Origin of the sequence: Sphingopyxis sp. (genome assembly GCF_965227415.1) — a bacterium.
Lineage (GTDB): Bacteria > Pseudomonadota > Alphaproteobacteria > Sphingomonadales > Sphingomonadaceae > Sphingopyxis.
This window is the reverse complement of record NZ_OZ245749.1, coordinates 2730320-2743956: the sequence shown is the minus strand read 5'-3', so window position 1 is coordinate 2743956 and position 13637 is coordinate 2730320. Positions and strand designations below refer to the sequence as shown.

The 13637-nt window shown below is 65.2% G+C and carries 15 protein-coding genes; 2 read left to right on the top strand and 13 right to left on the bottom strand.

Features of this window, described 5'->3' with window-relative positions; translation table 11 throughout:
- Positions 1-464 precede the first annotated feature (464 nt).
- A complete protein-coding gene (locus tag ACO055_RS13460; protein WP_422059398.1) occupies positions 465-2564 on the top strand; it encodes a TonB-dependent receptor in 2100 nt (699 codons plus the stop codon).
- A 51-nt stretch (positions 2565-2615) separates the two neighbouring features.
- Here the strand turns inward: ACO055_RS13460 and gpmA are convergent, their stop codons facing one another.
- The 13 genes from gpmA to ACO055_RS13395 form a co-directional block, all read right to left on the bottom strand.
- Positions 2616-3302: a 2,3-diphosphoglycerate-dependent phosphoglycerate mutase gene (gene gpmA / locus ACO055_RS13455; protein ID WP_422059397.1), complete on the bottom strand. Its 687-nt coding sequence runs from the start codon at positions 3300-3302 to the stop codon at positions 2616-2618.
- 179 nt (positions 3303-3481) lie between these two features.
- A complete protein-coding gene (locus tag ACO055_RS13450; protein WP_422059396.1) occupies positions 3482-3958 on the bottom strand; it encodes a GNAT family N-acetyltransferase in 477 nt (158 codons plus the stop codon).
- Positions 3958-5073, bottom strand: coding sequence for a M14 family metallopeptidase (locus ACO055_RS13445; RefSeq protein WP_422059395.1), 1116 nt, complete (start codon positions 5071-5073; stop codon positions 3958-3960). Before ACO055_RS13445 ends, ACO055_RS13450 begins: the two co-directional genes overlap by 1 nt.
- The gene (locus ACO055_RS13440) at positions 5070-5693 is read right to left on the bottom strand and encodes a DUF4136 domain-containing protein (protein ID WP_422059394.1); all 624 of its coding nucleotides are present in this window, start codon (positions 5691-5693) and stop codon (positions 5070-5072) included. The genes ACO055_RS13445 and ACO055_RS13440 overlap by 4 nt, the downstream gene beginning before the upstream one ends.
- A gap of 325 nt (positions 5694-6018) precedes the next feature.
- Positions 6019-6702: a cell wall hydrolase gene (locus tag ACO055_RS13435; RefSeq protein ID WP_422059393.1), complete on the bottom strand. Its 684-nt coding sequence runs from the start codon at positions 6700-6702 to the stop codon at positions 6019-6021.
- A gap of 194 nt (positions 6703-6896) precedes the next feature.
- A complete protein-coding gene (locus tag ACO055_RS13430; protein ID WP_422059392.1) occupies positions 6897-7235 on the bottom strand; it encodes a DUF1491 family protein in 339 nt (112 codons plus the stop codon).
- 126 nt (positions 7236-7361) lie between these two features.
- Positions 7362-7826, bottom strand: a complete 465-nt coding sequence (locus ACO055_RS13425) for a PTS sugar transporter subunit IIA (RefSeq protein ID WP_422059391.1) — start codon at positions 7824-7826, stop codon at positions 7362-7364.
- A 224-nt stretch (positions 7827-8050) separates the two neighbouring features.
- Positions 8051-8626: a ribosome hibernation-promoting factor, HPF/YfiA family gene (hpf, locus tag ACO055_RS13420; RefSeq protein ID WP_422059390.1), complete on the bottom strand. Its 576-nt coding sequence runs from the start codon at positions 8624-8626 to the stop codon at positions 8051-8053.
- Between the two features lie 41 nt (positions 8627-8667).
- Positions 8668-9366, bottom strand: coding sequence for a DNA polymerase III subunit epsilon (dnaQ, locus tag ACO055_RS13415; protein ID WP_422059389.1), 699 nt, complete (start codon positions 9364-9366; stop codon positions 8668-8670).
- A 19-nt stretch (positions 9367-9385) separates the two neighbouring features.
- Positions 9386-10009, bottom strand: a complete 624-nt coding sequence (gene coaE / locus ACO055_RS13410; protein WP_422059388.1) for a dephospho-CoA kinase — start codon at positions 10007-10009, stop codon at positions 9386-9388.
- A complete protein-coding gene (gene aroE / locus ACO055_RS13405) occupies positions 10006-10818 on the bottom strand; it encodes a shikimate dehydrogenase (protein WP_422059387.1) in 813 nt (270 codons plus the stop codon). Before aroE ends, coaE begins: the two co-directional genes overlap by 4 nt.
- Complete coding sequence (locus ACO055_RS13400) at positions 10815-11435, bottom strand: Maf family protein (RefSeq protein ID WP_422059386.1); 621 nt, start codon at positions 11433-11435, stop codon at positions 10815-10817. Before ACO055_RS13400 ends, aroE begins: the two co-directional genes overlap by 4 nt.
- Positions 11432-12244: a pyruvate, water dikinase regulatory protein gene (locus tag ACO055_RS13395; RefSeq protein ID WP_422059385.1), complete on the bottom strand. Its 813-nt coding sequence runs from the start codon at positions 12242-12244 to the stop codon at positions 11432-11434. The genes ACO055_RS13400 and ACO055_RS13395 overlap by 4 nt, the downstream gene beginning before the upstream one ends.
- Before the next feature lie 420 nt (positions 12245-12664).
- On the opposite strand from ACO055_RS13395, the gene hemE reads away from it, so the two are divergent.
- A complete protein-coding gene (hemE, locus tag ACO055_RS13390) occupies positions 12665-13618 on the top strand; it encodes a uroporphyrinogen decarboxylase (protein ID WP_422062467.1) in 954 nt (317 codons plus the stop codon).
- The last annotated feature ends 19 nt before the right edge of the window (positions 13619-13637 follow it).

The following is a 13637-nucleotide window of genomic DNA, read 5'->3' as shown; positions in this document are numbered from 1 at the left end:
CGACCGGCCGTGGATCCTGAAACAAGTTCAGGATGACGAGAACAAGAGGTCGGCTTTCGTCCGCTTGCCGTCGCTGTATTGCGCGGTGATCGTCAAGCGCGTCGATGCGCAGACGCGCGCCAAGACCGCGATCAACGAGCTGTTGCGCGATTGAGACGTATCGCGCGACGAGCGGTCTTTCCCTTTCGTCATGCTGAACTTGTTTCAGCATCCATGGCCTGACCTCGGATCAAGCGCCGCGCCGAAGGAAACGACCGGCCGTGGATCCTGAAACAAGTTCAGGATGACGAGACAAGAGGTCGGCTTTCGCCCGCCTCCCGATCGCTCCGCGACAGGGAGGATTTTTCTTCTCGTCGATCCTATCCCGTCGTTGGTGGATAAGATTTTGACTTTTTCCTCTCTCGCTGTTGCAGGCAAAGCGTTGCTGTTTTAGCGCGGCAATACACGAGGGAGGGGAGAATTTTATGCGCGTGGCCGCAAGGGCATCGTCGCTGGCACTGGCTTTTTGTCTGGCATTTCCGGTCGCGGCGCAGGAAGCGCCCGCGCCGACGGGTGATGCGCCGCCCGCGGTTCCGGTCCCGACCAATGGCGCCGAGCGCTACACGCCCGTCGACTTCGCGCGCTTTGCGCCGCGCACGGCGCTCGACATGGTCGAGAAGGTGCCGGGCTTCCTGATCGTCACCGGCACCAATGGCGGCGATCGCGGGCTGGGCCAGGCGACCGAGAATGTCCTGATCAACGGCGAGCGCATCGCCAGCAAGACGACCGATGCGCGCACGGCGTTGTCGCGCATCACCGCCGCGCAGGTCGCCTATATCGACATCGTCGACGGTGCGAGCCTGAACGTTCCCGGACTGACCGGGCAGGTCGCCAACGTCGTCCTGGTCGCGGGCAGCGGCGCGACCGGCGGGTTCAAGACGACGCTGCGTTGGCAGCCCGAGTGGCGCCCGCGAATCGCGAACAACTGGCTGAACGGCGAGGTGTCGACGACGGGCAAGATCGGCGGGACGAACCTGACGCTGAGCCTGAAAAACGAGGCGAGCCGCCAGGGCCATTGGGGTCCCGAACAGGTCTATGAGGGCAGCGGCGTGCTGGTGTTCACGCGCGACGAATTCGGCGCCTATAACGGCGACCGCCCGCGCCTGTCGGCGGCGCTGTCGCGCACGGCCGCGAACGGCAACAAATGGAATTTCAACACCGGCGCGCAGATCCAGTATCTGACCGAAGGCGTCGACAGCGTTTCGACGCGGCCGGTCAGCGGTCTGGTCACCGAAAGCTTTCGCTTCAAGGAAGACGAGCGCAATTTCGATATCGGCGGCGATTATGAAATGGGCCTCGGCAAAGGGCGGCTGAAGATGATCGGCCTGTACCGGTTCGAGCATAGCCCGGTCGTCGATACCTTCATCGTCGATCGCGAAATCGGCGGCCGGACCGGCGACCGGTTCAAGCAGACCGCCGACGAAAGCGAGTCGATCGTGCGCGGCGAATATAGCTGGCGCACCGCAGGCGGCACCGACTGGCAGGTCGCGGTCGAAGGCGCGTACAACACGCTCGACGTCGATGCCGAACTGGCCGTGCTGCAACCCGGCGGGCAATTCCTGCCGATCGTCTTTGGCGGCGAGACGACCAAGGTCGAGGAAAAGCGCGCCGAAGCGTCGCTGACCTGGGCGCGTTCGCTGGCACCCAATCTGACCGCGCAGTTGAACCTGGCTGCCGAATATAGCGAGCTCAGCTCATCGGGTCCGGGCGGCCTCACGCGCAGCTTCATCCGCCCGAAGGGCAAGCTGGCCTTTGCGTGGAAGGTCGGGCCGAAGACGACGATCAACTGGCATATCCAGCGCCGGGTCGATCAGCTGAACTTCTATGATTTCGCAAGCTCGGTCGATGTCGCGAACGGGCAGGGCAATCAGGGCAACGGCCAGCTGGTCCCGCCGGTGGTCAACCGCACCGAGCTGGAGTTCGTGCAGGATCTGGGGCGCTGGGGCAATGCGTCGGTCCAGTTCGCCTATGCCTATGCGCAGGATCTGGTCGACCAGATCCCGCTGTCGCCGACGACCGAGGGCCGCGGCAACCTGCCGCCGGCGAACCTGTATCGCATCAGTTCGAAAGCGACGCTGCTGCTCGATCCGATCGGGTTCAAGGGCGCGCGGATCAACAGCGACATCACGGTGCGGCGCAACCGCGTGCGCGATCCGCTGACCGGGCTGTGGCGCGACCAGAGTTCGGGGCAGGATTATGTCGTCGACCTGAGTTTCCGCCACGACATTCCGGGCAGCAATTTTGCGTGGGGCGCTGGGTATTTCGACGAGCGTTATGCGCGCAGCCTGCGGCTCGATGCAATCGAGAAGGAATATACCGTCGGGCCGTTCGTGACGGCTTTCGTCGAGCACAAGGATGTGGCGGGCTTCACCGTCAAGCTGTCATACCGCAACCTGGCCGGCATGAAGGACGGGTTCGACCGCACCGTTTTCGTCGACCGGCGCGACGGGCCGATCGCCTTTTCGGAATCGCGCCGCCGCGGGTTCGGGCAATATGTCCAGCTGACGGTGACGGGGACGCTGTAGGTCGGCTTCCGCGTTGCGGAAGCGTGCGTTCGACGTCAGTGGAACAGACGCTTAGCGCTCGTTCAGATAATAACGCTCGCGCGCGGTCAAATCGTCGTTCAGTTCGTACATGATCGGCTGCCCGGTCGGGATTTCGAGGCCGGTGATGTCGGCATCCGAAATGCCCGACAGATGCTTGACGAGCGCGCGCAGGCTGTTGCCGTGGGCGGAGATCAGCACCGTCTTGCCGGCGGCGAGTTCGGGCGTGATCGCGCTTTCATAATAGGGCAGAACGCGTGCAATCGTGTCCTTGAGGCTTTCGGTCGAGGGGATCGCGATGCCCGCGTAGCGCGGGTCGCTGGCGAGATCCCATTCGGATCCGGCGTCGAGCGGCGGCGGCGGGATGTCGAAGCTGCGGCGCCAGATCTTGACCTGGTCTTCGCCGTGCTTCGCCGCGGTCTCGGCCTTGTCGAGGCCGGTGAGACCGCCATAATGCCGCTCGTTGAGGCGCCAGTCCTTCGTCACCGGCAGCCACAGACGCCCCATCGCCTCGAGCGCGAGATTGAGCGTCTTGATCGCGCGCGACTGGACCGAGGTGAAGCTGGTGTCGGGGGCGATGCCCTTGGCCTTCATCAGCTCGCCCGCCGCCCACGCCTCGGCCGCGCCCTTTTCGGTGACGTCGACATCCCACCAGCCGGTGAAGCGGTTTTCCAGATTCCACTGCGACTGGCCATGGCGGATGAGGATGAGCTGCGGCATTTTCTGTCCTTCGGTTGAAGAGGATTCGCCGCCCTTTAGCGCGGCTTATCGGCGAAGGCCAATGGCCCTGTTGAACAGGGTATAGGCCGTTGCCCGATTCGCGTCATCCGGTCGCCGACTTGGCCGACGGGCTGGAACGCCGCGGGGTCCGGAGTCGCTTCCGGGCCCCGTTTTCGCGTCTAGAGCGCGCGCGTCAGGAAGCGGCTGAACGGGTCGGGGCGGTAATCGGCGAAGGGGTCGCAGTCGGCGAAGCCATAGCGCGCATAGAGCGCGAGCGCGGGTTCGAACGCCGCGCCCGATCCGGTTTCGAGGCTGAGCCGGTCGAGCCCGCGCGCGCGCGCTTCGGCGATGATATGGTCGAGCATGCGCGCCGCGACGCCCTGGCGCAGAAACGCGTCGGCGGTGCGCATCGACTTGATCTCGCCGTGCGATGCGTCCAGCCGCTTGAGCGCGCCGCAGCCCGCCAGCTCGCGGTCATGGTGGATCGACCAGAAGGTCACGCCGTCGCCGCGCAACCCGTCGAAATCGAGGAAGTGGCAGCTGTCGGCGGGCGAGTTGGCGAGCATGCCCGCGAAATGCTGTTCGAGCAGCGCGCGGATGGCGGCGCCCGACAGATCGTCCTCGACGATCCGCCAGGCGGGCGCCGCATCGGCCATCAGATCAGCTGGTCCAGCGTCGCGAGACACGCATGCGCGAGAAGTTTCGACCGTTCGGGCGACCAGCCCTGAACCGGGTCGGGCAGGTCGCGGTTGTCCTTGAACGGCATTTCGATGGTCATCGACACCGCGCCGAACCGTTCGGCGAGCTGAGTCGTCGACATCGACAGGTTCGCCTTGCCCGGCGCCGATTCGACATAGCCGAGATCGACCTGGAAATCGGGCGTGTTCGCCGCGAGCGCAGACTGGAACGCCTTGTATTTTTCGGTCTGCCCGGCCTTGAGCGACGGGATACCCTCGAAGCCGGCGAGGAAGACCGCGGGGATCGCCTCGTCGCCATGGACGTCCATCGCCCAGTCGACGCCGGTCGCATCCATCGCATTGCGCGCCGCGAGCACTTCGGGGCTGCGCTCGGGCGTCGGATTGTCCCATTCGCGGTTGAGGTTCACGCCAGCGAAATTGGTGCGCAGATGGCCGCGGCACGAGCCGTCGGGATTCATGTTCGGGATGATGTGAAAGCGGCACTTCTGGCGCAGCGACCGCGCGTGCGGATCGGCGGGATCGGTGAGCTTTTCAAGCGCGCCCTCCATCCACCATTCGGCCATGCTCTCCCCAGGATGCTGGCGCGCATAGAGCCACACCTGCGTGTCGCCGGTCCCCATTTCGAGGCAGTCGATCGGCTGGCCTTCGAGGCTGGTGCCGAGACAGCGATAGGTGACGCCCTCGCACTCGGCGACCGACGCGACGAGGTCGTGGTGGCGCTCCATCGAATAGGGCGCGAAATAGGCGAGCCAGAGGATCGGGCTTTCGGCGGTGTGGCGGACGGTCAGCGTCCCCGCGGCCGAATCATAGCTGGTGTCGAGGCGGAACCAATGCTCGCGGTCGCTGCTCGCGCAAACGGCGTAGTCGGGCCAGCCGTCGGGATAGGCCGACGCAGACAGGCCGGTGATCGCGAGGTCGAGCGCGTCGCCGACCGTGCACGCGACGCGAAAGTGAAACCATTGGAAGAAATCGGAGTCGCGATCCTTGCGGATCGACAGGCGCGCCGACGTGCCGTCGACCGATTCCACGACGATATTGCCGCTGTCGAAAGCGGCGTTGATGCTGATGCTCATGGGACGCTGATAGTGCGTCCCGATTCGCCGGGGAAGTCCCTGAATAAAGCGTCGGCCAATTTCGCGGCGGCAAGCGACGGCTGCGCGGCGGGGGCCTTGACCGGCACCGCGGTTAGCGCGCGGCCTTCCCACAAAGCCTGGCCGCTCGCCGCGTCGTCGATCCGCACCGATAGCTGAAGGTCCGCCATCCGCTTCGGCCCGCCGCCGAGGTTGAGGCCGATGCCGAGCCCGACCCCCGAGCCATAGCTGCCGGTCGAGCCGCCGACGCCGACCGAAACCGGCGAGCGCTTGCCCACGCCGACCTGTTCGCTGCGATCGAAACCGATACGGACGTTGAGCGGGGCGCGTTCGCCGGCCGAAGCCGCGACAAGACCCTGGCGCTGAAGCTGCTGCTCGACCGCGCCGCGATACGTGGTCCATTCGAGCGAAGCGGTGCGGGCGCCCGCCATTGCCGACGGATCGCCAAGCGGTGCCTCGTCGACCGTGTAGCGCGTTCCCGGCGCCCAACCGGGGGCGGCATTGTGGAAACGGGTCACTTCGACGGGGGGGACTGCGGTAGCACAGCCGCCAAGGGCGAGCGCCACTGCGGTGAGCAGGGCGACAGAGTTCAAACGCGTCATCGCGCGATCATGCGCCACGAATAATGGCTTGGCAATGAACGCGATGCTTTGGCACGCGTCACCCGGACGTGATCGGAGAATATGCCCTTAAGACAAGGACGTGTTCCCCCGCGAAAGCCGGGGCCCATGCGGCGGAGCGCACGGCAATCTGGACCCCGGCGTTCGCCGGGGAACACAATCCTACCTGCCTCAAAGGCATATTCTCCGACTTGATCCGGGGGCCACGCCATTGCCGCCGTGGATCCCGGATCAAGTCCGGGATGACGATAGCAAATCGGGGACGACGTTAGTGAACGGGGCAGCCCTTTGGGCCACCCCATGTCGGTCAGCGATAGAAGATGTGGTTGTCGATCGACGCGACGCGCGTCTTGCGCCAGCCCGGCGAGACGTAGCGGGCGTGGAAGAAGAGCGCACCCGGCGCCTGGTTCTTCCAGCTGCCGTCGCGGGCGATCTGGGCGATCGCCACGGCATTGTTCCACTGTGCGCCTTCGCGGATCGCCGGCATCTTGCCGCCGCGCACGAAGCTGAACTGGCTCGGCTGGTGGACGACGCCGCAGAGGCTCTTCGGGAAACGGCCCGAATTGGCGCGGTTGATCACGACATGCGCGACCGCCAGCTGCCCGGGCAGCGATTCGCCGCGCGATTCGAAATAGACGGCACTGGCAAGGCAGCGCAGTTCGGCGTCCATGTCGGCCGGACGCGCGGTCGCGGCGACGAGTTCGGCGAGCGTGTCGGCGTCGATCGGAGCCGGCTTCGGCTCGACGGCCGGCTTGGCCTCGCTGTCGGGGATCGAGCTGTCGGGATTGGGGGTGACGACCGGCTGGGTAGCTTCGGTCGACAGATCCGCCTGGACCATTGCGACCGGCGCATCGGCATCGGTCAGCGTGATGGCAGGAAGATTCGCGCTTTCGGCGAGATCACTCGCGAAGCCCGGTTCGGCCAGCAACAGCATGGAGGCGGCAGTCAAGCCGACGGCAGCCACGCTGGCGACGTTCAAAATACGACTCATATATTCCGTCAAAAGGGCGGTTGATGGACCGAAACAAAAACAGGCAGCTGAGCTAATCCGGCTCTGTACTGCCTGCGGCCATCATCCGACTGCGTGTCCGAACCGTTTGGCGGGCGGCTTGCCAAAGCAGAGCAACCCACGGGACGACCTACGCGTTATTGGATGCAGGCCAAATATTGTGCACCGCAACAGAGTCAAGTTAACGCGCCCCACTCCGCGACGAGTCGTGGCGCATCTGCGATATCCAGTTCAATTATCCAAAGATCGGGATCGGCGTTGCGCCGCCGGTCCTGGTAGTTTGTGCGCGATTCACCATCTTTTGTGCCGTCGGGACCAACTGGCTCCCAGATATAGGTGCCGCTCGCCGAAAAGCGCCGTTCGAGTAACGGCCCCGCTTCGCCGCGGTCGCTGCACTGGACGAGAATGATTCCCGAGGTTTCGTCGCCCTTGGCAAGAATTGTCGCAAAACCGCCGGCGGCTTCGGTTCGGCGCAGCAACAGATCGACGAGAAAGCGGCTTTTGAGCCTGCTCATGTCGGTTTGTACCGCTGCGAAGCCAAGGAATCACCGTCCAGCCTTTGCCAATCAAGCGAAAGACGATGAGAAACCATAGCTTCGGTGATGAGCCGCTGCCTTCGCAGGGGCAGGGCTGACCTTATGTCAGGCCGCGTCACGCGTTTCGGCGTCGACGAGCATCGCGTACAACGCCTCGTCGCTTTTCGCGCCGCGCAGCCGTTCGGCGACGCTGTCGTTGCGGAGCATGCGCGACACACCCGCAAGCGCTTTCAGATGGTCGGCGCCGGCATCGAGCGGCGACAGCAGGACGAACAGCAGATCGACAGGCAATCCGTCGACCGACTGGAAATCGACCGGACGCGCAAGCTGGAGGAACAGGCCGCGCACGCCCGACAGGTCGGGCATTTTCGCATGCGGCAGCGCAATGCCGCGACCGAAACCGGTCGAGCCCAGACGCTCGCGCTCGAGCAGCGCTTCGCTGACTTCGCCGGCATCGAGGCCGAGCGACCGCGCGGCGAGATCGCCGACGAAGGGGAAAAACGCCTTTTTCGAATCCAGCTGCACATGCGCGCGCACGGTCGCCGGATAGAGAAGAGAGGATAGGTTCATTGCTTTGGTCAAATCTTGTCCGCCAGGCCCGCGCCCGGTTCATCCTGTTGGCAATCGATCATGGGATCGGTCGTGTGGCAGGTCCCGCCATCCGGGCATCGTTGGGCGCGGCCCTTAGGCCGGATGGCAAAGAAAATCCAGCCCTATCGTGAACCGTTCGGCGCTTGACGGCGGAAAGGCTTTGCCCTTCCGCCGAAAGCGTTGTCCGGGCAGCGACGGCCCGCTTACCGCGGTTCGACCCAGCCGATCGTGCCGTCGTCGCGGCGATAGACCATATTATGCTTGTCGGTCTTGCTGTTGACGAAGAGCAGCGCGTTGGTGTTGCGAAGGTCGAGCATCATCACCGCATCCGACACGCTGCTCGTCGGAATATCGACGCGCGTTTCGGCAATGATCGCGGGCGCATCGCCGGCATCTTCTTCCTCGGCCCCGGCGTCGAACACCGTGTAGCTGGCGTTATCGTCGATCTCGTCGATCGACGGGACGGCGGCGACGGGGCTGGAGTTGCGGTCCTTCAGTCGTCGCATATAGCGCCTGAGCTGTTTCTCGATCCGTTCGGCCGCACCCTCGAACGCGACATGCGCGTCCTGCGCCTGGCCATGCCCCTTGAGCACGAGGCCCTGCATCACATGCGCGACGATGTCGCACTGAAAGCTTTCATGGGGTCCTTTGCCGAAGGTCGCGTGCGCGCCGATCGCGCGGGAGAAATATTTGTCGGCAATCGCGTTCATCCGGTCCGACACATGCGCCTGCAGCGCTTCGCCGGTTTCGATCTGGTGGCCAGAGACGCGGATTTCCATTTTTCTTCTCCTTCAGGGTCTCGTGTGCGGCGGGGAGGCCGCTACGGACTATCGTGCCACAAAGGTTGATTCAGAGCGGCTACGAATTCGGTATGGCGCGCAAGCTCGGCAGGCGTTGCCGCATGCGGGCGCGGTTCGCGAAACGGACGGGCAGGCGCGGAGGGGCGAGCCCGATCGGCATCGGCGCCACGGCCCGCAGCGGCGTCTGCCGCAAGGCCGAGCCCGATCTGCCGCCCGCCGGTCATTTCGATATAGAGATGCGCGAGAAGTTCGGCGTCGAGCAGCGCACCATGCTTGATGCGGTGGCTGCGGTCGATGCCATAGCGCGTGCACAGCGCATCGAGGCTGTGCTTGCCGCCCGGATGGAGCTTGCGCGCCATCTGCACGGTGCAGCACATCCGCCCCATGTCGAGCGCCGGACGCCCGGCCCGGGCAAGCTCGGCATTGACGAAACCGAAGTCGAACGCGGCATTGTGCGCGACCAGCGGCGCATCACCCAGAAATTCGATCAGATCGTCGACACGCGACGCAAAGAGCGGCTTGTCCGACAGAAACTGGATCGACAGGCCATGCACCGCCTCGGCCTCCGCCGGCATGTCGCGTTCGGGATGGAAATAGGCATGAAAGGTCCGCCCCGATTCGCGGCGGTCGACCAGTTCGATGCAACCGATTTCGACCAGCCTGTGCCCTGCCTTGGGATCGAGTCCTGTGGTTTCCGTATCGAAAATAATTTCACGCATCGGACGGATAATCTGGACCCTATCGCGCGCGGAAACAAGAGGCGATGGCGCGAATCTGGCGGTGCGTCTCGCTTTTCGGGCGTCCCGTTTCGATGATGAAATCGGCGCGCGCGCGCTTGACGCGGTCGGGCACCTGCAGGCGGCGGATCGCTTTCAGCTTGGCATGGGTCATGCCGCGGCGGCGCATCACGCGTTTGGTCTGCATCCAGGCCGGGGCCGAGACGACCGCGATCGCGCCGACCTTTCGCCAGCCACCCTTTTCGAAAAGCAGCGGGATGTCGAGGATGACAAGATCGCGCGCGCGGTGCCGCGCGAGGAAGCGCTGTTGCGCTCTCCCGACCGCAGGGTGGATGATCGCTTCGAGCGCCGCCAGTTCATGGCCATTACCCAGGACGCGGGCGCCGAGTTTCTGGCGGTCGACGCCGTTGGAGCCGGTGGTGCCGGGAAAGCGCGCCTCGATCGCGGCGACGAGCGCGCCGCCGGGGCCCTGCAGCCGGTGGACTTCGGCGTCAGCGTCGAAGACGGGGACGCCTTCGCGTTCGAACATCAGCGCCGCGGTCGATTTGCCCATGCCGATCGAGCCGGTGAGCCCGAGGATGAAGGGGCGGCGAAGCCGCGAGCCAGGGCGCCTGGTGAAGCTCATGCGGTCAGCAAGGCGCGCAGTTCCTCGTCGCGACCCTCGGGCGGCGATTTGCCGAAGAACAGCTCGAACGCGAGCGACGCCTGGCCGATCAGCATGTCGAGCCCGTCGACGGTGTCGAGCCCGCGCGCTTCGGCCGCCTTGAGCAGGCCGGTCGGGAGCGGGGCATAGACAAGGTCATAGACGATCGCGTCGGTGGGAAGCGGAGAGAGGTCAAGGTCGAGCGGCGGCTGGCCGGTCATGCCGAGGCTGCTGCTGTTCACCAGCAGCGATACCGGCGGGAGCGCGGCGTCGAGGCCGACGACGTCGCCCTTCAGCCCGAAGGTCGCTAGCAGGCCCATCGCTTTCAGCGGCGAGCGATTGAGGATGGTGACGTTGCCGACGCCGGCGCGAGCGAGCGCGAAAAGGACGGCGCGCGCCGCGCCGCCGGCACCGACGACCGCGACCGGCGCGCCGGAAAGGTCGAGCTCGGCCAGCGGCGAATAAAAGCCCGCCGCATCGGTGTTGGTGCCGATCAGCGATCCGTCCTTTTGCCGCACGATGGTGTTCATCGCGCCGATGGTGCCGCGGATGTCGCCGGGATCGTCGACCAGATCCATCACCGCCAGCTTGTGCGGGATGGTGACGTTGCATCCGCGCCAGTCGGCGTCGGCGCGGCGGTCGGCGATGTAGCTGGCCAGATCATCGGGTTTGACATGCGCGCGGCGATAGTCGCCGGCGAGGCCGAGCGCCTTCAGCCAGAAATTGTTGATCAGCGGCGATTTGGAATGCGCAATCGGATCGCCGATCACGTCTGCGAAAGGACCGCTCATGACGGCGCCCGTCCGGTCGCGCGCAGCCATGCCAGCAGCGGCAGCATCGGCATGCCGATGATGGTCCAGGGGTCGCCCTCGACCCGGTCGAATAATTGCACGCCCGCCCCCTCGATCTCGTAGCAGCCGACGGTCCAGCGGATGCTGTCCCAGTTTTGCGCGACATAGTCGGCGATGAAGGCGTCGGACAAGGGGCGCATCCACAGTTTCGCCTCGCCGATCGCGCGCCACACCGGCGTGCCGTCCTGCGCAGCGACCGCGGCGCTGAACAGGCGGTGGCGCGTTCCGGCCATGCGGCGAAGATGCGCCGCGGCTTCATCCGGCGTTTCGGGCTTCGCCAGCATCGTGCCGTCGTCGAGCGCCAGCGTCGAATCGGCGCCGATCACGGTGACGCCGCGAAGCCGCGACGAGATTTTGACGGCCTTCGCCTCGGCCAGCGCGTCGGCGATGTTGCGCGGGGTCTGCCCCGCAGCCAGCAGCGACGCGGTGAGCGCTTCCTCGTCGACATGCGCGGGGCTGCTGTCGAAGACGAGCCCGGCGGCGCGCAGCATCGCAGCGCGACCGCTGCTTTGCGAAGCGAGGAGCAAGCCCGTCCTGAGCGAAGTCGAAGAGGTCATGCCGCGCCGCGATCCTCGAACAGCTTGATCACCGCGGCGGCGGTTTCCTCGATCGAACGGCGCGTCACATCGATCACCGGCCAGCCATTGTCAGCGAACATCCGCCGCGCATAGGCGAGTTCGGCCTTCACATTCTCGTCGTCGACATAGGATGTTTCGGGCGCCTGGTTGAGCGAGAGCAGCCGATTGCGGCGGACCTGGACGAGCCGGTCGAGCCCGGTCGTCAGCCCGACGACGAGCGGCTTCCTGAGCGTATAGAGCGCGGGCGGCGGCGGCGATTCGGGGACGATCGGAATATTCGCGGTCTTGTAGCCGCGGTTCGCAAGATAGATGCTCGTCGGCGTCTTCGACGTCCGCGACACCCCGGCAAGGACGATGTCGGCCTCTTCCCAATTTTCCCAGCCGATGCCGTCGTCGTGCGCCACGGTGAACTGGATCGCCTCGACGCGCGCGAAATAGGCGGCGTCGAGCTGATGCTGGCGGCCGGGACGCGCTTTGGCTTCCTGTCCCAGCATCCGTGACAGCGCGTCGGTGACGGCATCGAGCGCGGGGACGATCGGCAGGTTGAGCGCCGCGGCGCGGCGTTCCAGGCTGGCGCGAAGCTCGCCGCTCACCAGCGTGAAGAGGATCATGCCCGGACTCGCCTGCACTTCGGCGATGATGCGGTCGAGATGCGATTCGGACCGCACCATCGGCCAGAAATGGCGGACCACTTCGACATCGTCGAACTGCGCGATCGCTGCCTTGGCGATATTTTCGAGCGTCTCGCCCGTGGAATCGGATATGAGGTGAAGATGCAGCCGGCCCATCGCGCCACCATGGCGGAAAGCCGCGGAAAAAGACAATCCCGGATCGGACCGGAGCGGCCGAAAAACGACCTGTGGATAAATGTCGGATAAGCGCAGGGACAGAATCGGGACGGTGGATTCATCCCCGGCGCTGCCGATTCCGCTCCACCGTTTGTCCACAGCGTATGAATCTTATCCACAGGCTGTGAATTACGGGAATGGGCGCTGGCGACTCCGTACCGGGACGTGCGGCGCGCCGAGTCAAGCTGTTGGCAAAAGCGACGCTGCCGCCTAAAGCCGCGCTGTCCGCCGACCAACAATCAACCACAATCATATTATATACTATATGAAGAGAGAAAGAGGGCCCGCGTGAAGGCGTCGTCGAAGAGCTTGCTGGCAACGCTGCGCGGGGTGCGGCAGGACAAGCCCGCGCTGTGGCTGATGCGCCAGGCAGGCCGGTATCTTCCCGAATATCGCGCCCTTCGCGAAACCAAGGGTGGGTTCCTCGAGCTTTGCTATGACAGCGAAGCTGCGGCCGAAGTGACGTTGCAACCGATCCGCCGCTTCGGTTTCGACGGCGCGATCCTGTTTTCCGACATTCTGGTGATCCCGCACGCGCTCGGCCAGCATCTGTGGTTCGAGGCCGGCGAAGGACCGCGGCTGGCACCGCCGCTGGTCGACAGCGCGCTGGCGTCGCTCGAAGCGGCCCCACAGCGGCTCGACCCCGTCTATGGGACCGTCGCGCGCGTCGCGGCGTCGCTGCCCGCCGAGACGACCTTCCTGGGCTTTGCAGGGAGCCCGTGGACGGTCGCGACCTATATGGTGGCGGGGCAGGGTTCGAAGGACCAGGCCGCTGCCCGTCGGCTCGCGTTCGGCGATCCGGCCGCGTTCGGCGCAATCATCGATGCGATCGTCGATTTGAGCGTGACCTATCTGTCGGGACAGATCGAAAATGGCGTCGAGGCGGTGCAGCTGTTCGACAGCTGGGCGGGCAGCCTGAGCCCCGCGCAGTTCGAACGCTGGGTCATCGCGCCCAACGCCGAAATCGTGGCGCGACTGAAGGCGTTGCACCCCGACACCCCGATCATCGGGTTTCCGAAGGGTGCGGGCGGCAAGCTGGTCGCCTATGCGAACGAGGTCGGTGCCGATGCGATCGGTCTCGACGAGACGGTCGATCCGGTCTGGGCCGACAAGGCGTTGCCCGCGCATCTGCCGGTCCAGGGCAATCTCGATCCGCTCGCGCTCGTCGCCGGCGGCGAGGCGCTCGATACCGCGATCGACCGTATCCTTGCAGCGTTCCCCGACCGCCCCCATATCTTCAACCTCGGCCATGGCATCGTGCCCGACACGCCCATCGCCCATGTCGAACATTTGATCCGGCGCGTCCGTGGATAATCGGAGTTTGGAGCAGGAC